Source organism: Flavobacterium sp. HBTb2-11-1, assembly GCF_009826975.1.
Lineage (GTDB): Bacteria > Bacteroidota > Bacteroidia > Flavobacteriales > Flavobacteriaceae > Flavobacterium.
This window is the reverse complement of record NZ_WUMO01000010.1, coordinates 40,917-67,108: the sequence shown is the minus strand read 5'-3', so window position 1 is coordinate 67,108 and position 26,192 is coordinate 40,917. Positions and strand designations below refer to the sequence as shown.

General features: G+C 35.0%; 20 protein-coding genes. 8 read left to right on the top strand and 12 right to left on the bottom strand.

Features of this window, described 5'->3' with window-relative positions:
* Nucleotides 1–4 precede the first annotated feature (4 nt).
* The 4 genes from GR162_RS19505 (at nt 5) to GR162_RS19490 (ending at nt 5,009) form a co-directional block, all read left to right on the top strand.
* Complete coding sequence (locus tag GR162_RS19505; RefSeq protein ID WP_237421402.1) at nt 5–1,465, top strand: RagB/SusD family nutrient uptake outer membrane protein; 1,461 nt, start codon at nt 5–7, stop codon at nt 1,463–1,465.
* Entirely contained in the window at nt 1,452–2,915 is a 1,464-nt protein-coding gene (locus GR162_RS19500) for a hypothetical protein (RefSeq protein WP_160783483.1), read from the top strand. Before GR162_RS19505 ends, GR162_RS19500 begins: the two co-directional genes overlap by 14 nt.
* Nucleotides 2,916–3,049: 134 nt before the next feature.
* Nucleotides 3,050–4,192: a cytochrome-c peroxidase gene (locus GR162_RS19495; protein WP_202393973.1), complete on the top strand. Its 1,143-nt coding sequence runs from the start codon at nt 3,050–3,052 to the stop codon at nt 4,190–4,192.
* 166 nt (nt 4,193–4,358) lie between these two features.
* Nucleotides 4,359–5,009, top strand: a complete 651-nt coding sequence (locus GR162_RS19490) for a VOC family protein (RefSeq protein WP_160783482.1) — start codon at nt 4,359–4,361, stop codon at nt 5,007–5,009.
* 100 nt (nt 5,010–5,109) lie between these two features.
* On the opposite strand, the gene GR162_RS19485 is transcribed toward GR162_RS19490, so the two are convergent.
* From GR162_RS19485 to GR162_RS19465, 5 genes are all read right to left on the bottom strand, one after another.
* Entirely contained in the window at nt 5,110–7,110 is a 2,001-nt protein-coding gene (locus GR162_RS19485; RefSeq protein ID WP_160783481.1) for a heavy metal translocating P-type ATPase, read from the bottom strand.
* A 549-nt stretch (nt 7,111–7,659) separates the two neighbouring features.
* Complete coding sequence (locus tag GR162_RS19480; protein ID WP_160783480.1) at nt 7,660–8,937, bottom strand: efflux RND transporter periplasmic adaptor subunit; 1,278 nt, start codon at nt 8,935–8,937, stop codon at nt 7,660–7,662.
* A 2-nt stretch (nt 8,938–8,939) separates the two neighbouring features.
* Nucleotides 8,940–10,187 carry a TolC family protein gene (locus GR162_RS19475; protein WP_160783479.1) on the bottom strand — a complete coding sequence of 416 codons (1,248 nt, stop codon included), beginning with the start codon at nt 10,185–10,187 and terminating at the stop codon, nt 8,940–8,942.
* Nucleotides 10,188–10,203: 16 nt separating this feature from the next.
* On the bottom strand, nt 10,204–13,344 hold the full coding sequence (locus GR162_RS19470) for an efflux RND transporter permease subunit (protein ID WP_160783478.1): 3,141 nt from the start codon (nt 13,342–13,344) through the stop codon (nt 10,204–10,206).
* 108 nt (nt 13,345–13,452) lie between these two features.
* A complete protein-coding gene (locus GR162_RS19465) occupies nt 13,453–13,776 on the bottom strand; it encodes a DUF6660 family protein (protein ID WP_370516259.1) in 324 nt (107 codons plus the stop codon).
* A gap of 291 nt (nt 13,777–14,067) precedes the next feature.
* On the opposite strand from GR162_RS19465, the gene GR162_RS19460 reads away from it, so the two are divergent.
* Nucleotides 14,068–15,189: a hypothetical protein gene (locus GR162_RS19460; protein WP_160783477.1), complete on the top strand. Its 1,122-nt coding sequence runs from the start codon at nt 14,068–14,070 to the stop codon at nt 15,187–15,189.
* A gap of 13 nt (nt 15,190–15,202) precedes the next feature.
* Nucleotides 15,203–15,964, top strand: coding sequence for a porin family protein (locus GR162_RS19455; RefSeq protein ID WP_160783476.1), 762 nt, complete (start codon nt 15,203–15,205; stop codon nt 15,962–15,964).
* 221 nt (nt 15,965–16,185) lie between these two features.
* Here the strand turns inward: GR162_RS19455 and GR162_RS19450 are convergent, their stop codons facing one another.
* Genes GR162_RS19450 through GR162_RS19430 form a run of 5 tightly spaced genes read right to left on the bottom strand, consistent with a single transcriptional unit; the run spans nt 16,186 to nt 22,762 of the window.
* Entirely contained in the window at nt 16,186–16,785 is a 600-nt protein-coding gene (locus tag GR162_RS19450) for a chemotaxis protein CheB (RefSeq protein ID WP_160783475.1), read from the bottom strand.
* Entirely contained in the window at nt 16,764–17,576 is an 813-nt protein-coding gene (locus tag GR162_RS19445) for a protein-glutamate O-methyltransferase CheR (protein WP_008463213.1), read from the bottom strand. Before GR162_RS19445 ends, GR162_RS19450 begins: the two co-directional genes overlap by 22 nt.
* Nucleotides 17,573–17,950 (bottom strand): response regulator, encoded by a 378-nt coding sequence (locus GR162_RS19440; protein WP_160783474.1) that lies wholly within the window; start codon nt 17,948–17,950, stop codon nt 17,573–17,575. The genes GR162_RS19445 and GR162_RS19440 overlap by 4 nt, the downstream gene beginning before the upstream one ends.
* 17 nt (nt 17,951–17,967) lie before the next feature.
* Entirely contained in the window at nt 17,968–21,531 is a 3,564-nt protein-coding gene (locus tag GR162_RS19435) for a response regulator (protein WP_160783473.1), read from the bottom strand.
* A gap of 16 nt (nt 21,532–21,547) precedes the next feature.
* Nucleotides 21,548–22,762 (bottom strand): response regulator, encoded by a 1,215-nt coding sequence (locus tag GR162_RS19430; protein WP_008463209.1) that lies wholly within the window; start codon nt 22,760–22,762, stop codon nt 21,548–21,550.
* Nucleotides 22,763–23,151: 389 nt separating this feature from the next.
* Here GR162_RS19430 and GR162_RS19425 point away from each other — a divergent pair, with 389 nt between their 5' ends.
* Nucleotides 23,152–23,997, top strand: coding sequence for an SDR family oxidoreductase (locus GR162_RS19425; protein ID WP_008463207.1), 846 nt, complete (start codon nt 23,152–23,154; stop codon nt 23,995–23,997).
* Nucleotides 23,998–24,115: 118 nt separating this feature from the next.
* Entirely contained in the window at nt 24,116–24,379 is a 264-nt protein-coding gene (locus tag GR162_RS19420; protein WP_160783472.1) for a SemiSWEET family sugar transporter, read from the top strand.
* A 71-nt stretch (nt 24,380–24,450) separates the two neighbouring features.
* Here the strand turns inward: GR162_RS19420 and GR162_RS19415 are convergent, their stop codons facing one another.
* Together GR162_RS19415 and GR162_RS19410 are read right to left on the bottom strand one after the other, a co-directional pair.
* A complete protein-coding gene (locus GR162_RS19415; RefSeq protein ID WP_160783471.1) occupies nt 24,451–25,275 on the bottom strand; it encodes a hypothetical protein in 825 nt (274 codons plus the stop codon).
* 379 nt (nt 25,276–25,654) lie between these two features.
* A complete protein-coding gene (locus tag GR162_RS19410) occupies nt 25,655–25,996 on the bottom strand; it encodes a hypothetical protein (protein ID WP_160783470.1) in 342 nt (113 codons plus the stop codon).
* Nucleotides 25,997–26,192 lie beyond the last annotated feature (196 nt).

Below are 26,192 nucleotides of genomic sequence, written 5' to 3'. Positions count from 1 at the left end.
GAAAATGAAATATTCAAAATACTTATCAATATTCTTTCTATTCCTTTCATTGCAAAGCTGCAGTGACTTTTTAGAACAAGAACCTGGAACACAAACTTCTATTGACGAACTTTTGCAGAATAAAACAGGTGTTTTACAAGCGCTTAGAGGGCTTTATTCTTCGTTGGAAGCCAATGTTCGAACAGAACGGTATGCCGTTTATGCTGATTTACAAGGCGGAAACATCAAGTTTACGCCAATTGCCACAGGAAGTCTTAGAGGACAAGTTTCGACTCCTTCAAATGTTGAACAGGTTTATTCTTTTGATGATCAGGCGCTGACCAGTAATTTCAAACTATTTTACGATGATAGTTATGATATCATAAATCAGGCAAATCTAATTTTAGAATATACTCCTTCTCTAACCGACGCTACTGATGCAGAAAAAAATCAGATAAAAGCAGAAGCCTTGGCCATAAGAGCTTATACGCATTTTCTTTTATCGCTGGTTTACAGTCAGGATTATAACTATACTGCCGACGCTTCACATCTAGGAATCGTTTACAGCACTGCATCTATAAAAGGAGGCGTGCAATATCCAGCAAGAAAAACTGCTGCAGAAACGTATGCTTTAATTATTAATGATTTACAGACAGCTATAGCCAATTATTCAGATAGTTCTTTGCTTTCTGGTGCTGCGTATTCTTTCTTTAATCAAAAAAATACAAAAGCTTTATTGGCTAGAGTTTATCTTCAAAAAGGAGATTGGACAAATGCTTACGAAACAGCAAATGATGTTATTACCAATTCTGGAGCTGTATTGACCAGCAAAGAAAGTTTAATTGCAGAATGGGAAAAACCAGACCTTCCTATTTCAGAAATTTTGCTTGAATTTGCTATTCCTAAGGATAATGAAAACAATGTTGCAGGATCAATGTCAAAAGTTTTTGGCTACAATACAGATCAAAGTTTTGAAAAATATACGGCTTCAAATGATTTGATTAATTTATATGAAAGCTCAGATTTAAGAAAACAATTATTCTTGACAAAACCGCTTTTTACATTGGTTGAAGGCGTACAAACTTACGTGAATTACAGCTTTACAAAAAAATTTCAAGATAATGCTGGTTATGTAGCATTTAGACTTAGCGAAATGTATCTAATTCGTGCCGAAGCCGCTTTAGAAACCAACAGAGCAGATTTGGCAATGGCGGACATCAATACGATTCGCGCCCGCGCAAATGCTTCATTATTAACCAATACAACAAGTCTAAAAGAAAATATCTTTTTAGAAAGAAGGAAAGAATTATGCTTTGAAGGCTTTTTATTCTTTGATATTGCGAGAAACCATAAAAACGTTTCAAGAAATGATGGCTGTCTTGCAAATGTGTGCAGTTTGACGTATCCGTCTCTAAAATACGTATTGCCAATACCAACATTCAACACAAATCTTAACCCAAACTTGCAGCAAAATGACTCGTATTAAGATATTCAGCCTATTATTAACAGCGCTATTATACATTTCGTGCTCAAAAGACGATTATAAATTAGGTTCTGATATAGATCCCTATATAAGATTCAACTTTTTGGTTAAAGCAGATAACACTCCTTTAGAATATCCAGCTATAAACGGAAGTTTAGTCCCACAATCTACTTATGAAAACAAGTCTGTAAAAACATTAAAAGTCCCTGTAACCTTAACGACACGTTCGTTAAAAGAAACGGTAACGGCTAATTTCAGCGCTGAAACATCAGGCGTGAGCGATAGCTTTAGTGTAAATCCGGTAAATCAGCTTTCGTTTCAAGGCAGTAAATTAACAGATACCATTTATGTTTCTTTTGATAAAAGATGGGCTGCAAACCAAAGCATCAATCTAAAACTCGAAACGGTTTCTGATCCTGATATTCATATCGGAAATTTAAACACAGCATATCCAAACAATACTTTCAAAATTGATTTGGGAACAATTGCAACTAACTACACTTTTCCTGTAACGCAGTATAATGTCAAAGGCGAAGTAGGCGAAACAATTGATTTTGAAGTGAACTTCCCTAATGGCTTTTTCCCTGAAGAAATTAAAAATGCTAATTTTTTCAAATTTCAAAACGGTTTTGAATATTCTTTAACGCACGATGATTTTGGCGATAACAGAAGTTCTGTAACATATCATTTAACTCTTTTAGAAGATCTGCAAAATGATGATGCCCGTTACGAATCAAAAATTACTTTAATAAATATTCCTAATTACACTGCTACAGGAAACACCAATCTGACAATTGTAAAACCAATAAAATCTCTAAGAGATATTCAGGCAAACCCAGCATCAAAATTTACCGATCCTACAAATGCGTTTTATTTGACTTATGGAGAACATTGGTTTAGCAACGGAACCACTTGTACTTGGCAAACTTTCAACGCTCTGACTTTTCCTGTTGTAGTTACAAAAGATGATCCGAATGCTATATTATATAGCGACAAAGGAACAACAAATCCTAATGACGATGTGTATCACGATGCTTTCAAAATCGGATTTAATGTTGCGAGCGGAACCAATACAGTAAATTCTTTTGGTTTAAAAAGATGGTTTTCTAACGAAAGCAACTCAGCTGCAATTTCTCCTGGATTCAATATTAAATCTGCTTTGGAATTTTTCCCTGCAAACGGAAACAGCAAAACCGAAGGAACTGTTTTAGTAATTCCACAAGACATTACAATCGGATCAAGTGCAACAAATACTCATGTTATTGCCATTTCTGGCGAAGGTACATACAAAGAAATCAGCAATGGCTTATATGAAATCTCATTTGAATTAAAACTGACAAATGACAAACTATTTGGAGGAACGGTGTCAACACAATACAGAATGTACAACAATAGAACATATCCAAAACCAACGGCATTGAGCATTCCGTGTCCTAAAGAAGTTACGTTATAATTATGAATTGTGAGTTATAAATTATGAATGTTTTACCTAGTGAACTTTGTCAAAATTTAAAACTTTAACAAAGTTCCGTGACAACTTGAAACCTGTCCTGATAGCTATCGGGATGAAACAAAAACCAAAAAGAATTGAAAAAGCTAATCTTCCCTCTTCTATTCCTGCTATGCTTGACGGCATACAAAAGCGTGGAAAATCCTGATTATATTGATATTCAGGAATTACGAAAAATCTATTCCAGCGGAGATTCATCAAAATGGCCTGCTGCAGAATTACACGAAAGTGTAGACAAATCTAAATTTCAGGATATTGGAGTTTTACCTGCTGTTCCTTATCCTGCTTATAATCCATATTCGAAAGAAAAAGAAAGTTTAGGAAAAATTTTGTTTTTTGATCCGAGATTATCGCGAAGCGGACAAATTGCATGCGCTTCCTGTCACAATCCTGAACTGGGCTGGACAGATAATTTAACGCGTTCATTTGGCCACGACAGGCAAACCGGAAAACGCAATTCGATGACCATTTTAAATTCGGCGTATGCCACTTCCCTGTTTTGGGATGGACGTGCGTCAAGTCTTGAAGATCAAGCGCAGTTTCCTGTTCAGGATCCTTTAGAAATGAATGAAAAATTGACGATTGCTGTTGACAAAATTGCAAAAATAAAAGGTTACAATTCTTTATTCACGGAGGCTTTTGGAGACAAAAAAGTGACTTTAGAGCGAATTCAATACGCTATTGCTACTTTCGAAAGGTCGATTAATAGTCCGAAAAGTAAATTTGATCAGTTTGTAAGCGGAAAATCAGACATTTATACCGATCAGCAAGTAAATGGAATGCATTTGTTCAGAACCAAAGCACAATGTATCAACTGCCACAATACGCCTTATTTCAGCGACAATCAGTTTCATAATGACGGACAGACTTTATTCGGAACCAAAAATGAAGATTTCGGACGTTACAACGTTACTAAAGATGTAAAAGATATTGGCAAATTTAGAACCCCTACTCTTCGCGAAGTTGTAAACACAAGACCATGGATGCATCATGGACATTTTCCAACTTTATTGGACGTGGTCGAATTATACAATTTAGGAAATCCTTCTCCTGTGCAGAAAAAATATCTAGGAACTGCTCGCGATTCTTTGATTCCAAAAGTGGACCCTGCACTTAAAAAATTAAACTTAAGCAAAGAAGAAATCGCTGATTTATTGGCTTTTATTGAAACTTTGAGTACGCCAACAAGAAGAATTATAATTCCTGAAATGCCAAAATAAATTAGTTGATGATTTGCTTTTTGCCACACAATCTACAAATTAGGAAGCCCATTTCTTTATGAAATGGGCTTTTTTTATTTCTACTCTTTAACCTTGATATTATTGGCATTTCTTAAATTTGACTAGAACACAAAAGAAGCTTTTTCTTTTATAAAAATTTACTGCCATGAGAATAGATCAGATACAAATTAAAACAAACGATATTCAAAAAACGAAAGCATTTTATCAGAACATTTTTGGCCTTTTCATTTTAGAAAGCGATCAAAAATCGATAACATTTCAGGCTGGAACTTCTATTTTAAAATTTGTTGAAGATCCAGATTTTAATTCCATATATCATTTTGCTTTTAATATTCCTGAAAATCAGCTTGAAGAAGCTATTCAATGGTGCAAAGGCAAAGTAGATTTAATTGTTTTAGAAGATAAAAGCGTCGTTACCAATTTCGAAAATTGGAATGCACATTCTATATATTTCTTCGATCACAACGGAAATTTACTCGAATTCATTGCTCGACATGATCTTAATAATGAACAAGTTGGCGAGTTTAATTCTGCTTCGATTTTAAATATTAGCGAAATCGGAATTGTTACCGAAAGTCCATTACAATTGGGAAAACAATTAATCAAAGAACACGGACTGCATTTCTTCTCTCAAAATACTAATACCGATAAATTTGCTGCAATTGGCGATCATGAAGGTTTATTGATTCTGGTACAGCCTACTAGAAATTGGTATCCAACTCAAATTCCTTCTGAAAGTAATCCGATCGAAATAACATTAGAACATGACGAAAGCATTGTTAATCTAAAATTTTAATTCCAAAATCTGCCAAACCTGCTAAATCTGCTAGAAAATTATTTCTTGTCTCTCGCAGATTTAGCAGATTTAAGAGATTTTTAAACTTTAAATTAGTTTTCTAGAACCTCATCCTCTGAATCCTAACCGCATTCAAAATGGCTAATAACGCCACTCCAACATCTGCAAAAACAGCTTCCCACATTGTGGCAAGTCCACCCGCACCAAGAATTAAGACAAAAGCTTTAACTACGAATGCCAAAGTAATATTCTGCCAGACAATCTTTTTGGTTTGTTTCCCAATATTGATTGCCATTGCAATTTTGCTAGGTTTATCATCTTGAATAACCACATCGGCAGTTTCTATTGCAGCATCGCTTCCTAAACCTCCCATCGCAATTCCAACCGTACTTAACGCAATTACAGGGGCATCATTTACTCCATCCCCTACAAAAGCAATCGTTTCGTTTTTTGCTTTAATTTCGTTGACTTTATCCACTTTATCTTCTGGAAGCAAATCACCAAAAGCTTTTGTGATTCCCAGTTTATCTGCCACAAATTGAACAACGTTTGCTTTATCTCCACTTAACATGGTCAATTTTACTCCTAAAGATTTTAGTTTAGAAACAGTTTCTTTTGCATCTGCTTTAATTTCATCTGCAATAGTCAAATAGCCTGCAAATTTTCTATCAAAAGCAATGGCAATTGTAGTATAAACGATTGAGGACGGATCAATATCATACAAAATCGAATATTTATCCAACAATTTAAAGTTACCTACATGCAATTCTTTTCCGTTGTAAAAAGCTTTTAATCCGTGGCCTGAAATTTCTTCAATATTTTTTAATTCTACTGAAGCGTCAATTGGTCCAACATGATTATGGATTGCTGTTGCCACAGGATGCGTACTTCTGTTTTCAAGAGCGTTAACCAATCTTAGAATTTCGTTTTTATCAAATTCAGGTTTTATAATGACTTCTTGAACTTTAAAAACGCCTTCGGTCATGGTTCCTGTTTTGTCTACCACGACATTCTGAATCGTCGAAATACTGTCAAGGAAATTACTTCCTTTAAACAGGATTCCGTTTCTGCTCGCAGCGCCAATTCCGCCAAAATATCCAAGCGGAATACTAATAACCAAAGCGCACGGACAAGAAATCACAAGAAAAACCAACGATCTATAAAGCCAATCAGTAAAAACATAATCATCAACAAAAACCATCGGAATCAAACAAATTCCAATTGCTAAAAACACCACAATTGGCGTATAAATTTTCGCAAACTTTCTGATAAACAATTCGGCAGGCGCTTTTTTGGTCGTAGCATTTTGTACCAGCTCCAGAATTTTAGACAATTTACTGTCGCTGTAAGCGGTTGTTACTTTTACTTCGGCAATTGCATTGCCATTTATCATTCCTGCCAAAACAGTTTCGCCTTTCTTCTTAGTATCGGGCTTACTTTCTCCCGTTAAAGCCGCTGTATTGAATGAAGCAGAATCTGATAATAATTCACCATCCAAACCTAATTTTTCTCCAGCTTTAAGCTGAATAATCGCTCCAATCTGTACCTCTTTAGCTTTTACTTTTACTGCGACATTGTTTTCTAATATATGAACCTCATCGGGACGCTGATCCAGCAGACTTTTAATACTCGATTTTGCTCTGTTAACTGCCATTCCCTGAAAAGTTTCTCCTATTGTATAAAACAGCATAACAGCAACACCTTCAGGGTATTCTCCAATGGCAAATGCTCCGATTGTAGCAATACACATGAGGAAAAACTCCGAGAAAATATCTCCTTTTATAATGCTTTCGTAAGCTTCTCTTAAAACTGGTAGTCCGACGGGAAGATATGCAATCGCATACCACGCAATCCTAACATATCCCGTAAACCATTCTTGCGGAAAATAATTATCAAAACCAATTCCGATAATCAATAAAACAAAAGATATAATGGATGGTAGAAACAATTTAAATAGATTACCGGTTGCATTGTGTTCATGGTCATGTCCTCCGTGGTCGTGTCCGTCATTATCAGAATGTACGGGTTCGTCATGTGAACAACAGCAGGAAGGTTTGGCTTTATTTTTTGCAGTTTTTATTTCTTTATCTTGATGTATCATTTTTTCAGTTTCATATTTCTGGTTTCATGTTTTTGCTGTTCTGAAACTCTGTTTAAATAATGTTCTAAATTTAAGCATTTTGCGGTAAAGTTCATTGCCACAAAGGCACTAAGGCACAAAGTTTTTTTTAATCTCGCAAAGTCGCAGAGCCGCAAAGTTTTTTTTTGAAAAATGGTTAAAGCGCTGTTTGTCTTCCTGAGCGGAGTCGAAGGATCAGCGTAATGTATATTTTAATCTCGCAAAGACGCAAAGTTTTTTTTGCCACAGATTAAAAGGATTGGAAGGATTTTAAAAAATCTACTAAATCTTTGCTAAATAAAAATCATGTTAATCCATTAAATCTGTAGCAAAACTTATTTTCAATTTCCGTCAGCTTTAGCTGGAGGCAACTCAAATTATATTCATTAAATCTTTAAAAAAAACTTTGCGACTTGGCGCCTTTGCGAGCAAATTTCACTCCAACAAAAAAAACTTAGCGCCATAGTATATTAGCAACTTAGCATCTCAAAAAAAATTAGCGCCTTAGCGTCTTCGTGGCAAAACCACTTCCTAATGCGTATGCTCTCCTCCGCCCTTCATTGCGGAAAGCAGATAAAATGCACCTTTTGTCACAATTTTAGCATTGGCTGGAACATCATTTACAAACTTTACTTCGGTAAAACCTAAATCAGTTGTTCCCGGGATTACTTCTAGCGCTTTAAAATGCACCTCATGCTCGTGTACTTCTTCTTTTTCACCTTCTTTATGATCGTGTTTTTCTTCGGCTTTCTCATCTTCTTGAACAAATACAAAATATTTATCTGCATTTTTGACAACAGCATCTTTTGGAAGCGCTGGAACAGTCGCATTAACAATATTGATATTCGCTGAAACATACATTCCTGGAATCAGGCCTTTTGCATCAGCGGGATCGATTTTAGCGTGAACGGCAACGGTTTTACTTTCGTTTGAAAAAGATTTATTGATTCCGAAAATCTTCCCTTTAATCGATCTATTCGACTGATTGGTTAAAACAAAATCAATCACCTGACCAATCGAAATGGATCCTAAATCTTTTTCATACACATTCAAATCCAAATGCATCTGACTGTTGTCAACCACTTCAAAAAGCGAAACCCCTGTATTCGCAAAAGCACCTTTTGCAATATTGATTTTTCCAACAAAACCCTTTATAGGCGAAACAATCGGCACAACAGAAGTTGTTCCTTTTGTATTCACGTGCAAAGCATCCAACTTGTTTTTTGCCGCTTGTGCACGAGCTCTTTCTGCAGCTAATTTGGCTTTTACTTCCTGAAAAGTCTTTCTCGGATTCACATTTTCTTCGCTTAATGTTTTCTGACGATTGTATTCCAATTGCAGATATTCCACATTAGCAATTGCTGATTGGTAATCTTCCTGCATTCCGATAACTTCCAAATTTTGAATGGTTGCCAAAACTTTTCCTTTGTTTACAAATGTTCCTTCCAAAACAAAAATATCCTTAACCGTTCCGCCAATTAAAGTCGAAACCTCAGCAGAATTTTGTGGCGGAACAGTTGTATAGCCATTCGCTTTGATGATTTTATTCAGATTTCGGTCTTCCACGTTTCCTGTTTCAATCCCCACAGTTTTGTATTGCGAAACCGTTAACACCACTTCTGTCGTTTCTTTTTCTTCTTCCTGTGGTTCTTCTGTCTTTTTTTCGCTACAACTAATTAAGGTAACCGCAAAGAGCGCAATCCCGATAGCTATCGGGAGCAAGGCACGCAAGGAAATTAAACTTTGCGAACTTTGCGTTAAAATCTTTGCGCTCTTTGCGGTTAAATTATTTTCAGATATATTTTTCATTTTTAATTGTTTTTGATAGTTGGAAATTGAAGTTCGATGGCACTTTGATTGTAGCTGTGCGTTGCCTCCGCAAATTGTTTCTTAATGTCAATTGCCTGATTTAAGAAACTAATGTACGACCAATAACTCATATCGCCATTGGCATAACTTTTCTGAGCTGTTTCGATAATCTGGTCGGCATAATGCAAACCTTCATTTTTATAATAATTTAGATTCTTCTGCTGTTTTTGAAAATTGTTTTGCAGTTCTTCTCTTTGCAGATTTAGCATCATTTTGTTTTTATCCAAAGCCATTTGCGACTGAGAGATACTGATTTCTGCCGCTTTTGCTTTAGTTGTATTAACGCCTCCAAACAACGGAATCTGTAATCCTGCTGTAAAACCCTGAAACAAAGATTCTGTATTTATAGTTTGCGCAAAATAGCCTAAACCGATTTTTGGCGTACGTAAAGCTTTAAATGTTCCTGCTTCTTTCTGATAAACTGAAATCTGCTGCTGATAAAAGTCGGTCATTAAAGTCTCCGCTTTTGTATTTTCCTGATTTTCTATTAAAACATATTGCAAAGCCGTATTTGAATCCGGAACTATATTTTCATCGGTCTGAATGAAAAACTGCAATTGTTTCTGATAAATCGCCAAATCGTACTCTAACTGTGCTTTCTGGGTTTCAATTTCTTTTACTTTCGCTTTGGCGCTGATGACTTCAATGTTTCCGCTTTCCCCTGTTTTAAAACGCAGTTCAGCGTTCTTTAGGAATTTCGTATAAATATCATTCAATTCTGAATTGAGTTTCTGTATCGAAACGCCATACAAATATTGATAATACGCCAATGTAACCGCTTTTTCGATTTCATAAGAAGACAAAGCTTTTCGTTTTTCGGCGAGTTTAGCTAATTCTTCCTGCAATTGTCGGTTGGCTTTTGTAATATTTCCTAGAGGAAAAAACTGCTGTACCGAAACATTATGGTCAAAATCGGCACTATTGAACTGACCGCCCTGATACTGTACTTGCAAAGGATCTGGTTGAAAAGCTGCTTTTTTGAGAACGGTTTGTTTTTCGATTTCTTTATCGGCAATTTTTAAATCGATGTTGTTTGATTTTGCTAGTTCTATGGCTTTTTCCAGACTTATCATTTGCTGTGCTTGCAAGGGTAAGGCAACCAATAGAAACGCAATTAACCGCAAAGTTCGCAAAAGAAGCGCGAAGTTCGCAAAGGTTATTTTTCTTAAACTGTATAATAACTTTTTCATTTTCTTTAAATTTTTCTTAGCGTTCTTCGCGTAAATCTTTGCGCTCTTTGCGGTTAAACTTCTCCAACAATAAATACAAAATTGGCAAAACAATTAAGGTTAATAAAGTCGCTGAAATTAATCCGCCGATTACTACGGTTGCTAGCGGTTTTTGCACTTCTGCTCCGCCGCTTGTGGATAATGCCATTGGCAGAAATCCTAATGAAGCTACGGCTGCGGTCATTAAAACAGGACGCAAACGTGTTTTCGTTCCAATCAAGATTCTTTGAAACGGATCTGAAATTCCTTCTGTTTTTAATTGATTGAAATACGAAATCAGTACAATTCCGTTTAGAACGGCAATTCCGAACAAAGCGATAAAACCAATTCCAGCAGAAATACTAAAGGGCATTCCTCTCAGCGAAAGCGCAAAAACACCTCCAATCGCCGATAATGGAATTGCACTAAAAATTAGCAACGCTTGTTTGGCACTTTTAAAAGTAAAATACAGTAAGACCAAAATAAGCCCTAAAGCAATTGGCAAGGCTACAGAAAGTCTTTTGGATGCTTCAATCAGATTTTCAAATTGTCCTCCATAAGTCACATAATAACCAGCTGGAAGTTTGAAACTTTTGTCCAGTTTTGCTTGAATTTCTTCTACGACACTTTTAATGTCTCTTCCGCGAACATTTAATCCAACCGTTATTCTTCGTTTTCCGTCTTCGCGAATGACTTGTACAGGGCCTTGCTCATATTCGACAGAAGCAACTTGCGAAAGCGGCACTTGCTGGCCACTTGGAAGCGGAATAAACAAATTGCTCACATCTGTAATATCGCCACGATTGTTTTCGTCCATTCTCACCACAACATCAAACCTTTTGCTTTCGTCATAAATTTTTCCTGCCACTTCTCCCGCAAAAGACGAACGGATGATTTGGTTAATGTCTGAAATATTCAGCCCATACAGCGCAATTTTATCATAATCATATTTAATGGTAATCTGTGGCAATCCTGTTACTTTATCAGCTTTTAAATCTCCAATTCCATCAATTCCTTTTATTTTCGAAATCAATTCTGCTGCTTTGGCATCCAGTATTTCCAAATCGTCTCCAAAAATCTTGATCGCAATATCAGAACGGCTTCCTGTCATTAATTCATTAAAACGCATCTGAATGGGTTGCGAAATCTCGATATTCGCACCAGGAATAATTTCCATCTCCTTTTTCATGGCATTGGCGATTTCTTCCCAATTTCGGTATTTGCTTCTCCATTCTTTCTTGTCTTTTAAAACAATAATCAAATCCCCACTTTCAATTGGCATGGGATCGGTTGGAATTTCACCGCTTCCTATTTTGGTCACAATAGTTTTGATTTCTGGGAATTTGGCTTTTAGAATCTGTTCATATTTAGTCGCAGTTTCAACCATCTGCGTAAGTGAACTTCCCGTCATAATAGTGGCATTGATTGCCAAATCGCCTTCTTCGATTGTTGGGATAAATTCGCCTCCCATGTTTTGGAAAACAATAAATGCAAAAGCAAAAAGTCCGACAGCGACTGAAAGCACCACTTTTTTAAACTCTAAAGCTTTTTTCAATAAGGGAGTATATAGGCTTTCTAACCATGCCATCATGCGGTCGCTGAAATTTTCTTTATGCTCTGTTTTTTTTGAAAGAAATAAAGCGCTCATCATCGGGATATAGGTCAGAGAAAGAATAAAAGCTCCGATAATGGCAAAACCAACGGTCATAGCCATTGGCTTGAACATTTTTCCTTCGGTTCCGATTAAAGCTAGGATTGGCAAATAGACTATTAAAATGATAATTTCGCCAAAAGCCGCACTATTTCTAATTTTTGAAGCCGAATTATAAACCTCAATGTCCATTTCTTCTTGTGTCAATTCCTTTTTAATTTTGAATTTCTGAAGATGATGCATCGTGGCTTCCACGATAATAACGGCACCGTCGACTATGATTCCGAAATCAATGGCACCAAGACTCATTAGGTTTCCGCTTACGCCAAAGGCATTCATTAAAATAACGGCAAACAGCATCGCCAGAGGAATTACTGAAGCGACAATGAGTCCTGCACGAAGATTTCCTAAGAATAAAATCAAGACAAAAATGACGATTAATGCTCCTTCTAATAAATTCTTTGCAACGGTACTAATAGAGTTATCTACGAGTTTTCCTCTATCAATAAAAGCTTCGGCAACCACTCCTTCTGGAAGGCTTTTGTTTATCTGCTCCATTTTTTCATGAACACGGTTTACAACAGCGCTCGAATTTTCACCTTTCAGCATTAAAACCATTCCGGAAACAATTTCACCTTTTCCATCTTTGGTCGAAGCTCCATAACGTAATGCAATGCCTTCGCGAACCTGTGCTACATTTCGAACCAAAACAGGCGAACCATTTCGGTTTTTTACCACTACATTTTCAAGATCTTTTATGCCTTTAGCCATTCCGACACCGCGGATAAAATAGGTATACTGATCTTTTTCAATATAAGCGCCTCCCGTATTTTGATTGTTTTTTTCTAGCGCCTCAAAAATTTCGGTAATCGTAACGCCCAAACTATTGAGCATATTTGGGTTTACGGCAATTTCGAACTGTTTGAGTTTTCCTCCCCAAGAAGTTACCTCGGCAACGCCTTTAATTCCCTGCAATTGTGGAATAATAATCCAATCTTGAATAGTTCTCAATTCAATTGCACTGTATTTATTTTCGTAGCCTTTTTTGGCATAAACGTCATATTGGTATATCTCTCCCAATCCTGTCGAAATGGGCGCTAATTCAGGAGAATTTACATAATCGGGAATGTTTTCTTCGGCTTGTTTTAAGCGCTGAAATATCTGTTCACGAGCCCAGTAAATGTCTACATCGTCTTCAAAAACAACAGTTACTACGGATAATCCGAAACGGGAAATACTGCGAAGTTCTATTACTTTTGGAACTGTTTTTACAGCTCTTTCTAAGGGATACGTAATTAATTGCTCGACTTCCTGACTTGCCAGTGTTGGCGAAGTTGTAATAATCTGAACCTGATTGTTGGTTACATCTGGAAGGGCATCGAGCGGTAACTTTTTAAGCGAATAACTTCCCCAAGCTATAAGCGCAAGGGTAAATAATAGTATTACGAATTTGTTTCGTATACTAAACTGAATGATTTTATCTAACATTTGAATATATAATGACGTGAGAAATGAGACAATTAAATTGTCTGTAAATGTGTGAAAAGTCCACAACTCTCTCGCCCGTTTCCGATCTTTATCGGACAGGCATAATCATTATGCTATCTGAGGGGGTTGCCAAATACTTCCGTAGAAATTAGAAGTAAAAACAGAATTGTAGCTTGGTAAAGCTATTGAAATTTGATTGTATGCTTTAGGAAATTCGAAAATTACAGCAGAATGGTAACTTAAAACTTGTGCGCCACAGCAATTGCAAGCACAGAATGGAGAACATAAATCATTTGTTTTATCATGCGAATGATTGTCTTCTGACGCAAACTGAGCTGTTTTATGCATAGCACTGTTTACTTCCATATCTGCACATGGCATATTAGATAATGCCATCAGGTAAATCGACAATATGATTGTTATCCATTTCACAGGTGTAAAAATACAATTTTCCAGTTAAATATTAATGTCAAAATTAAAAATAATCTCTTCAGTAATGGTCTGAAAATTATTTCATTAGTTTTTTATTTTATCTAAAAAATTTGTGCGAGGTAAGAAAATTTCGTTAACTTTAACAATAATTTTAACAATTCTTTAAGTTCCCTAATTTTAAATCCTAAAAAATCATTTTCTATAAGCCAAAAAAATAACAAAGATTTCTTTACACAATTAGTACCATTTATTTTTCGCAGTTTAATTAATTAATTTTAAATATTCTAATCAATGAAATGTAATACACTAATATCAGCCTCTTTATTATTTTTCAGCATGCAAATTTTCGGACAGGTTTATACCGATAAAATTGTAGGAGAAAAAAATCAACCGTTAAAAGACAGTCTTAAAACAGAAAAATATCCTTACGCTCTTCCTATTTGGGGAGAAAAAGTAGCTCAAAAGGGATATAAACTTCCTTATTCTGCCGGAGTTTCTGTGAATTATTTCTGGCAGGAATCTGAAATTGTCATTAATGATTTAAATATTGGGTTTAATCATGGCCCTCAATATAACTTAGATGAAATTGTACGATTTGATAAATCAACCGTTGAAGCTGGGGCACTTACTATAAGACCAGATATATGGCTGCTTCCTTTTTTAAATATTTATGGAATTTTCGGAAAGGCCAAAACGGCAACTAAAATTAATGCTGGCATTTGGGTTCCGGACGCAGATAATAATTGGTCTGAAATTGCAAATTTCAGCACCAAAGCAAATTTTGATGCTACTACTTTTGGTATTGGTATGACACCAACAATTGGTATTGGCGGTGGCTGGCTGGCTCTGGATATGAATATGGCTTGGACTGATATTAGTTCGCTAGATAAACCTGCTTTTTCTTATGTTTTTGGCCCAAGATTAGGAAAAACATTTAAATTCAACAAACCAGACACAAATATAGCGATTTGGGTTGGAGGTTTCAGAGTCCATATTTCTGGGGACACTAATGGAGACTTACCTTTATCTGATTTTATTGATCTAAGCAGTGCTCAGGCTAAAGTGGACAATGGGCTTCAAAAAGTATCTGAAAATCAAACAAAAGTAGATAATTGGTGGGATAGTTTAACTCCTCCTGAACAAAAAAATCCGGTTAATATTGCCAAACATAATACTGCCGACAGGGCTTTAGAAAGAGCAGGAACATTCTTGGCAACTCTGGACGGCGCATTGAGCACAGCCTCAGACTCATCTGTTCAATATTCACTTCAAAAAAGACCTAAAGATATGTGGAACTTTATTATCGGGTCTCAATATCAATTCAGCAAGCATGTTATGTTTCGTGCAGAATGCGGTTTCTTAGGCTCTCGTACACAAGTTCTGGGCAGTCTTCAGTACCGTTTTGGACTTTAAATTCATGAATTGTATGAAAAAAGGTTTTCTAATCCTTATCACATTTTTTAGCATTACTACGGCGCAGTCGCAAGTCTTGATTTCCTTAATATTTGGAGATAAACTCAATTCAGAGTTTTTGGAATTTGGTTTGGAGGGCGGTGCTAATTTTTCTACGATTTCTAATATGGGCTCCTCTGCTTTGAACCCCGGTTTTAATCTTGGCTTTTATTTTGATTTGAAATCTAGAAAAAACCCAGCTTGGATGATCAATACTGGCGTAATTGTAAAATCGCCTATGGGAGCTCAGGATATTCCAGTGTATTCTTTAAATGATGAAAATCTCGATAACACTTTTGCCGGCGGTCATGTGAATCGTGAAATCCGTTATTTTAATGTTCCGATTTTAATTAAATATCAATTCAAAAACAATATTTACCTCAAAACAGGACCTCAATTTGGTTTATTGGCCAAAGCCTTTGATGAGTTTAAAAACGAAATCAATAATGATGATGTGGTCTACAAGAAAAACATTAGAGATCAGATTCATGTTATAGATGCTGGACTTGCTTTTGGTGCTGGATATCATATGAATGTTGGAAACGGTTTGAATGTCACTGTTCAATATTATTACGGACTCGTTACTGTAATGAAAGGTGACGGCCCGAACAATCAATTCAACAGATCTTTGTATGTTACAGCAGGAATTCCGATTGGAAAAGGTAAAGCGGCACAAAAAAGAGCTCAGAAAGAGGCTGAACTCAACAAAGTGGTTCTTCCTGAAGATGAGAAATAATATATTTTTTAAACCGAAATATATTTCGCTCCTCTGGAGCTTTTGATCGTGCTTCTAATTATTTGCTATAAATATTTCATCCCTCTGGGACTTATTCTAAATCACCCCTAAATCTTAAAACGATAATTTCAAACTAAATACACTCACTAAAAGCTTCGGAGAAGCTAAATATTTATAGTATAATTTTACCTGTATTTGGAAAGCCCTAGAGGGGTGACATTTCAAGCTTCTTCAGATTCTTGATTTATTCCTTTTATAAATTCCAAAATTTCTTCAGTGCTTAAAACAAAGTCAGGAACTGTATGCAAGATAGCATTATTGGGCATAAAAGGCATTTCAGCAGAAAGTGGATTCTGAACAACACTTATTCCGCCAGCAGCTTGGATTGCCCTCAATCCGATTGTTCCATCTGAATTGGAACCTGAAAGTAATATTCCAATCAAATGTTCACCATATATTTCTGCCGCAGACTCAAAAGAGACATCTATGCTTGGCCTGCTATAGTTAACTTTTTCTGATGTATCTAATGAAAGCGTTTCGTTTTTCTCAAACAATAAATGATAATTGGAAGGTGCGATATAAACAAACCCAGATTCAAATTTTACTTTATCTTCTACTTCTTTTACAGTAATTTTAGATTTTAAAGCAATTAAACTTTCTAAGGTTTGTTCGTCTGAGTTTTTTCTGTGAACCACAATTACAATCGCAAATGAAATTGGTTTTTCTATAAAAGGCAAAATCTGCAATAATGCCTGTAAACTTCCTGCCGAGCCGCCAATTATTACTACTTTACAATTTGTTATTCTTTTATTTTTCTCCATATTTTCTCTTTAGCAAATTGTTTGTATTTGGTCTGAGATATAGAATATTTTATCGTTTCTTTTGTTCCGAGTGCCAAAAAACCCAAAACAGCGAGACTGTCATCAAATAAATTAACGACTCTTTTCTGCAGATTATTATCAAAATAAATTAAAACATTGCGGCACAAAATAAGATCAAACTCATTGAAAGAAGTGTCTGAAACTAAGTTATGTTGCGAAAAAACCATTTTTTCAGAAAGACTTTCATTAAATTTTGCAAAGCCGTAATTGGCGATGTAATAGTCTGAAAAATCCTGCTGTCCGCCAGCATCGCGATAATTATCAGCGTAATCTTTTATCATTCGTAATGGAAAGATACCGCTTTTTGCTGTTTCTAATACCGAAGCATTTATGTCTGTGGCATACAATATCGATTTATGCAGCAATCCAGCTTCTTTCAGCATAATAGCCATCGAATAGACTTCTTCTCCTGTAGAACATCCTGCATGCCAAATACGGATAAAAGGTTTGGTTCCTAATAGCGGAAGGACTTCTTTTCTGAGTGTCAAATAAAATGATGGATCGCGAAACATCTCGGTTACGTTAACCGTAATTTCGTCAATCATTCTTTTACAATATTCGGGATCAGTACGGACTTTAGACAAAAAATCATGAAAATGCTTAAATCCGTCTAAATAGAAAACACGGCTTACACGTCTTTTAAGTGAGGCTCTGGAATAGCTTCCAAAATCAAAACCGTAATATTCGTAAACATCATTTATAAGAGTTTCTAATTCAATATCTTCAATCATAATTCATTTAAATTTCCTCCCAAAATCTGAAGTAATTTATCAACATCTACAGGTTTTGAGATATAAGCATCTGCTCCGGCTTGTAAACATTTTTCTTTATCTCCTGCCATTGCCTGCGCTGTTACGGCAACCACCAATGTGGATTTTTGTGATGGAATTGCTTTTATAAGCGGAATTGCCTCATAACCATCCATTTCGGGCATCATCATATCTATCAAAACGACATCTATCGATGAGTCTTCTTTTAATATTCTTAATGCTTCTTCGGCACTTAGACAAGAGATACAATCATACGATTTTGCTTTTAAGGTATTCACCATAGCAAAAATATTTCTTGAATCATCATCTATAATCAACACACGTTTTTTTCCCATTTAAAGCATTTTAAAGATTAGATTTTATCATAAAGCCATACTCGCAGCAATGATAACAGCTGGTCAACATCTACAGGTTTTGTAATATAATCTGAGGCTCCCGCCTTAATACATTTCTCTCTATCGCCAGTCATTGCTTTGGCCGTTACTGCTATTACAGCTAAGTTAAGAAATTTAGGGTTGCTTCTTATCTTTTCTGCTGTTTCATAACCATCCATATTTGGCATCATCATATCCAGCAATACCACATCGGTATCTGGATTTTCATCTAAAATTTTAATCGCTTCTTTTCCGTCAAAAGCCGTAATGACATTCATTTTAAATGCTTCTAAAGCTTTTGAAAGCGAATATATATTTCGTACATCATCATCTACAATTAATACTTTTTTCTCGAACAGAATATTGTTCAGCGAATTCAGTTTTTTGTAGTTTTCTTTATTATTTCCTTCTTTCTTTTCTTCAACCAAATGAAGGAAAAGTGAAACCTCATCGAGCATTCTTTGATACGAATGTGCCGTTTTTACAATAATCGAATCGGCGTACTTTCTGATTTTTAATTCTTCTTTTATCGATAAACTTTTTCCGGTAAAGACAATCACTGGAAGATTTTCTAATCCTGGGCTTTTCTTTACGCCGTCTAAAATTTCATAAGCCTGTTTGTCTGGAATTCCCATATCTAGAATCACGCAGTCTACATCTTCTTTGCTCAAAGCCGATAAACCTGCCGAAACTTCGCTTTTTATTTCAGAATTGATGCTATAAGTCTCCAAGAAATAAGCCAATGCCTTAGCGTGTTTCGGATTATCTTCAATAATTAAAACCTTTTGAGATTCTTTGTTTATGATGTGTTCGATACGCATAAAGACTTCAGGAATTTTATCAAAAGCCACAGGTTTGTCTAAGAAATCCACGGCGCCTTTCAATAAACTTTCCTGTTTTAATTTGTGCGATGACATAATGTGCACCGAAATGTGCTTGGTTTGTGAATGATTTTTCAATTCTTCCAAAACTTGCCAGCCACTTTTTATTGGCAATTCGATATCCAATAAAATTCCAATTGGTTTGTAGATTAAGGCAAAATTTAAGGCATAATCACCTCTAACTGCTACTACACCTTTATATCCTTTTTTCTGCGTAAAAGCCAGTAATGATTTGGCAAAACTTATGTCGTCTTCTACAATCAGAATTACTTTATCGCCTTCTACAATTGAATCTCTGTCGTCTTCAATTTCTTCAGGAACGACTTCGCTGATATATTTTGGTTTTACCTCTTCGATTTCGGCAGTTTCTTCGACTTCTTCTACATGCGGAATTTTATCTGCTGTAACTTTATTGATTGCGAATCCAAAAACTGGAAGACACAACGTAAATGTACTACCTTCATTGACTTTACTATGCAGGATAATTTCTCCTCTCAATAGTTTAGCCAATTCACGGCTAATAGACAATCCTAGACCAGTTCCGCCATATTTACGTTTAGTCGAACCGTCTGCCTGCTGGAAAGCTTCGAAAATTAAAGGCTGTTTTTCTAACGGAATTCCGATTCCAGTATCTTTTACAATAAAGCAGATTATTTTATCATCGTCTGTATCTACTTTGATTTCAAGAGAAACAGTTCCTTTTTCGGTGAATTTAATGGCATTCGAAATCAAATTTTTCAAAATCTGCTCCAAACGCATTTTGTCTGTTTTAATAACGATTGGCGCTTCTTTGGCAATAATTTCAAAATTAATTCCCTTTTCTTTTGCCACCATATAAAACAGATTATGAAGGTTATCTGTAATTTCTTTGGTCGAAACATCTAAGAATTCCAGATCCATTTTACCTGCTTCAATCTTAGATAAATCAAGAATTTCATCAATTAATCCTAACAAACTGTTTCCTGAACTCTGAATTACTTTTGCAAATTCGATTTCTTCATTGTTCATCGTTTTATTGTTATTTTCAGACAATAGACGGCTCAACAATAAAATTGAATTCAGCGGTGTTCTCAATTCATGAGACATATTGGCCAAAAACTCAGATTTGTAACGAGTTGTTAATTCTAAAGCTTCTGATTTTTTCTGAATTTCTGTATTTTTCTCTTCTAACAGAACGCTTCTTTCCGATAATTCTTCGTTGGTTTGCTCCAACTCTTCCTGTTGCACGCGGAGTTCTTCCTCCGAAGCTTGCAATTTTTCGGTTTGAGCTTCTAATTCTGCATTTATCGCTTCCAATTCGCTATGCTGAATCTGCAATTCTTCTGCCTGAGATTTCGTTTCTTCCAGCAGTTCCATAACTCTTTTACGGTTTTGCGTCGCTTTCAAAGCAATTCCGATATTATTGGCAACCATATTCAGGAACTCTAATTGCAGCACAGAAAAACCATAAATACTCGCCAATTCAACAGCACCTTCTACTTTAAAATCCATTAGCGGAAGCGCCACAATATGAGTAGGCTTAATTTCACCTAAAGCATAATTGATATGAATGTTATCTGGCGAAAGTGATTTTAATTCCAACATTTTACCCGAAACAATTGCTTGACCAATCAGACCTTCACCTTTTTTAATGCGTTCTCTATTTTTACTCGGTATATAGCTATAACCTCCAGAAATTGCCATTTCTTCTCCATCTACAACATACAAAACCCCAGCACTGCTGTTGGTGTACTGGCATAAAAATTCGATAACATCCTTAGATAATTTCTGAATAGTCTTTTCGCCCAGCATTTTGTCATTCAAAGCTGCGACTCCTGACTGAAGCCATTCTTTTTGAGATAATAATTCAAAAGAATTTTTTAAAGAATCTTTCATCTCATGAATAGAAACTCCAAGAGCTCCCAAAGTATCAGATTTTCTATCATCAATCTGAACGTCATAATTTCCTCTAGAAATCTGAGATGCGATACCGCTTATTACTTCCAGCCTTTCAGCAGTTTCTTTATCTTTTTTCTCCAACTCATGCTGCAGCAAAGATCTTTCGTTGTAATCTTTTAGAATTCTAATCATAAAAACGATAGAAATAAGAAAAGCAATAAAAAAGGCAACAACGATTAAAATCAAACTATAATTGCCGTAGCGTTCTGAGTTTAAATTGCGTTCTTCTAAAAGCTTTTGTTCTGTATTTTCTACTTTTCTGATGATTGCTCTTATCTCATTCATCATTTTCCTTCCTTCATTCAGGTCGAAAATAAGCGTTTGTTTGCTTAAACGTTTTTTTACAATTTGATTGTTTAAATACTTAAAGAAACCAGAACGTTTGGTTCGCAACTCTTCTAATAATTTTCTCTGCGAAGGATTGTCGGATGTGAGTTCATCTAATTTTTCGAAATATTCATTTGATTTATTTTCAGCATCATTAAATCGCTCTACAAACTGTTCGTCGCCTGTAAGCAAATATCCCCTCATGCTGGTTTGGGCTTCGGTAATAATCGATGAACCTTCGTTTAGGTTATAAATTACATCTTGAGTATGATTGACCCAGAAATTACTATTTAGTAAACTTTTAATACTTATAAAAGAAGCAACCGAACTCACAGTAAGTACAAGCAGTGATACTAGTGAACTAATTAATAAATTTCTTTTAAAATTACCATTCATATATTCTAAGTTATTTTTATTCGTATTTTAAAGGAAGAACAATGATAAAACTTGCTCCTTCTCCCGGTTTACTTTTTGCAGTGATTAATCCGTTGTGTTTTTCTATGATTTTCTTCGCTATTGCCAATCCAATTCCAGTTCCTTCATAGGTTTGGCGGTCGTTTAGGCTTTGAAAGATAATGAAAATTCGATCCAGATACATTTCATCAAAACCGATTCCGTTGTCTCTTACTATTATTCTGCAAAATTTACCTTCTGGAGAAGTCGGACTTTCTATTGATTTCTCCAAAATGGTTTCTGAAGTGATTTCGATTACCGGCTTTTCTTCATTTCCAGAAAACTTCAAAGCATTTCCAATCAGATTTTGAAACACTTGGCGCATCTGACTCGGAATACTGTCAACCGTTGGAAGTTCATTGGTTTTTATAATGGCATTTTTCCGTTCGATCAAATAATCAAAATCCCCCAATACTTCCTGCAAAACAACATTTAAATCTGTTTTTTCGGGTTTAACCTGTGCCGAAAGTCTCGAATAAGCCAAAAGATCGGTAATTAAAGTTTGCATTCTTTCTGCAGATTTTATCGTTCGATCCACATAATCTACCGCTTTATCATCTGCTTTTAAGTAAAGGTCTTTTATTATTTTGATGAAAATTTGAATTTTACGGATAGGTTCATTCAAATCGTGCGACACCACCCAAGAAAACTGCTGTAATTCATGATTTCGAAGTTCTAGTTCTTCATTTTTCTGAACCAGTTCTTTTGTCCTTTCTGCAATTTTAATTTCAAGATTGTCTTGCGCTTCTTTTCTAATTTTGATTTCTTTAGAAAGCAGGTCTTTCATAGCTTTAAGCTCGTTCTGCTGCTCGTAAATCTTAAGGAAAGTTTTTACTTTAAGTATCAGCAAATCAGAGTCTACAGGTTTTGTAATATACTCAACAGCGCCTGTTTCGTAACCTTTAAAAATATATTTTTTCTCGGTATTAAGAGCCGAAAGAAAAATTACGGGAATATCTTTGGTACGCTGATTTCCAGAAAGGATTTTTACCACTTCAAAGCCATCAAGTCCAGGCATTTGAACATCCATAATAATTAGACAGTAATCTGTTTTAAGGATTTTTTTTAGTGCCTCTTCTCCAGATTCAGCACTATCAACATCGATATTATGCAGCTCTAATGTCTTTTTTAGAGCGATAATATTCGCTCTTATATCGTCTACAATTAATACCATGTCGGAAAACTAAATCGGTTGTAAATCAAAACACTTAATTTTAAAATAAAATATAAAATTTTTCTTATTTCTTAAACAAATTGCAAAATTGTCTGTTAAAAAATGATGTGGAAATCTCAAATGTATAAAAAAAATAATGGGGACCTTTTTTATTTAAATCAAAAATCTTTACAAAATTCCCATCTTTTAACACTATTCTGAACGTTATATATGATTCCTAGCCTGTTAGAAATTCTTAATAAATGAACCTTTTTTGAAAACAGAAGTATTTTCATACGTGATTTACAATTTGTTTTTTATTGAGGTAAATAAAATTTCTTTTAAGACAAACAAAATTTTTGCTTAAAGCTAATTTTAAATAGCATATAATGTTTAAATACACAGAAATCATGAAAAAGAAACAAACATTCCCCGAACAGAAACAAAATCTTCCTGGTAACGAATATATGATGACTCCCGAACCAGAAATTATACGAGAAAATTATACTGGAAGCGGCAAACTCTTAGGAAAAACCGCTTTTATTACGGGAGGCGACAGCGGAATTGGTCGAAGTGTTGCGGTACACTTTGCAAGAGAAGGCGCCAATATTGCCATTGTTTATTTAAAAGAAGACAAAGATGCTAAAGAAACAAAAGATCTAATTGAAAAGGAAGGCCAGCAATGTCTCTTAATAAGTGGTGATTTGAAGGATGAAAAATTTTGTCGTGCCGCCATCAAAAAATGTCATACGACTTTTAAAAATATCAATATTTTGGTAAATAATGCGGCGGTACATTTTCCTCAAAATGAATTGGAAAAGATAACAAATGTACAGCTCCATAAAACTTTTGAAACGAATATTTATCCGTTTTTCTATATTACCAAGGCCGCGCTTCCTTTTTTAAAAGAAGGCGATACCATTATTAATACGACTTCTGTAACAGCTTTTCGCGGAAGCGAACATTTAGCGGATTATGCTAGTACAAAAGGCGCCATTGTAAGTTTTACGCGTTCGCTTTCGAGCATGTTGGCAAAAAGGAAAATACGTGTCAATGGTGTAGCCCCAGGACCAATTTGGACGCCTTTGATTGTAGCCAGCTTCGATAAATTATCTGAATTTGGAAAAGACAATCCGATGGAAAGAGCCGGACAACCTTCTGAAGTGGCACCTGCTTATGTTTTTCTAGCTTCTGAAGACAGTAGTTATATTACCGGACAGTTTATTCATGTAAATGGCGGGGAATTGGTAGGTTAGATTAAGTTTCTGAGAATCTAAGATTCTGAGATTTTTCTGCATCGTGAATGCTGCGATTTTATGATTTTCTAAAACAAAACTTTGCCCCTTTGCTGCTTTGGAACTTAAAAAAATAAAAATGAATTTTATTGATGCAATAGGACTTTTTGCTGGTGCATGTGTTACGATATCGACAATTCCGCAAATTTTGAAGGTTTGGAAAACCAAAAAAGTGAAGCAGATTTCGCTTAAAATGTTTGGCACGCTTACTTTCGGAATCGCGGTGTGGGTTATTTACGGCATTCTGAAAAACGATTTGCCGATTATTATCACCAACAGCATTTCGTTGATTTTAAATCTTACTATGGTTTATTTTATTATTTATTTTGAAAAAGAGCAGTAGCCTATAAAAAGAAAAAAACAGCTCGATCGAAGCTGTTTTTTATTGAAAAGTGAAGGATATAATAATGCTTACTAGCTAGCTAATTTTTGGTTGTAAGGTTCTAATTCTAAATATTTTTCCTTTAGAATTTTTGATTGTAAATTTCTTTTTAAAGATAGCACTGGCGCTACAAAATGTCCGAAATTGATTTCTGATAGCTTTTTGATTTCTGTCAGCTGTTTAGACGCAAAATTTAAAACAGGTTCAAACGGAGTCAGATAATTATAACTATGCTGAGCTATCTCTAACTGTACAATTTCGCGCAAAATGCTTTTCATTAGCAAATAACGAACCGTTCCTTGTTTCGGAATCGTTTTAAGTTCTTGAAACTTCTCTCCTATTTTTGAGCCCTCAGCTCCGATATAAATATAATTTCCAGATTCATGCGTAAATCTTTTTTTAATCTGAAAAGCAAAATCAGCATTTGCTGCATCATTTACATTTGTTGGTATTCCAATTAATGAAAACTGAATCTTTTTGTGGCTTTCAAAGCACAATACGCTATTTATTGAAGACGAATTGCTCATAATACCCGATTGCTGCTCTTTTAAACGTTTAACAGCTCCATTTGCTCCAAAACGGTGCAATACGCTTCCTTTTTCGCAATACACAAAAAATACAGGCAAATAAGGATTGGATTCAATACTTAAATTAACATCTTGATTTAAAGTCAAATCAAAATTGAGGTACGACATTTCTTTCTCAAAACGTACTCCGGAAATATTCCCAGTTGCCCATTTTGATTTTACCGCCAGTCTATATTCATTGGCTGTAATAGATAAGTCTCCGCCAAAGCTTTCTTTCAAATTATTAAAAACAGCGTCAAAGCTTCCAGTATTTATGTAAAGTTTTTTCATGTATTAGAATTTTGGTTTTTAATGAATGAGTTAGTAGTTATTTACGCACAAAAACTAACTTTGGTTTTTATTTCATTTCTATAATCCAAATTTCGTTTATATTGGAAGCTAAATCTTTATAGAATTTTGCGGAGAAATTTCATAATTTTTATTTATAAGGTTCTAAGATGCTAAGGTTCTAAGTTTCTAAGTTTCTTAACTCTAAAATTTTTTGCCATCAAAGTCTTGATAACCTAAAAGCTTTAAAAAATGCTTCTAGAAAAATCTTAGCATCTCAGAACCTTAGCATCTTAGAACCTAAAAAAAAAGCAGCTGCCTCAAATAAATTTGAAACAACTGCTCATCAGCAAAATAAAAATACCAATCTATTTTTATTCTTTTAAGTCAATTCGTTTATATCAGCATTTTTAGAATAATTGGCTTTCGGAATATCTTTAAAAAATTCGGCTTCTTCTAAATCGGCCATCGGGCCATATCCTAATAAATGTGTTCCTTTTCTTTTGTCTTTTGTTTCTATAACATACAAAATCGACATATCATCAGGATCGCTCATTCCTTCATATCGATGATGAGCAACAATAAATATATCTTCAGGTTTATAGGCTTCTTTTGTTTCTGCATCTATTAAACGATCATTTTCGAATAGATAATTGGCAGTATAACCTTCTTCCTGATATCTCTTTATATTGTCGGTTTCATGTTTTGAATCTTCTCGTTTCATATCTTTTAACTTTATCTGTTTATCAAATTTCCGCATAGAAACGAGATAAAATTAACTCAATTGATTTTAATGTTGCCTCATTCAAAAATGGCCTCTAAATGAATATTTATTTTTTCTTAATTTTAACTAAAGCTAATTCTAAAACACAAAAAAATATTCAAAAATTAGCTGATTATTAGACCAATAAATACTAAAT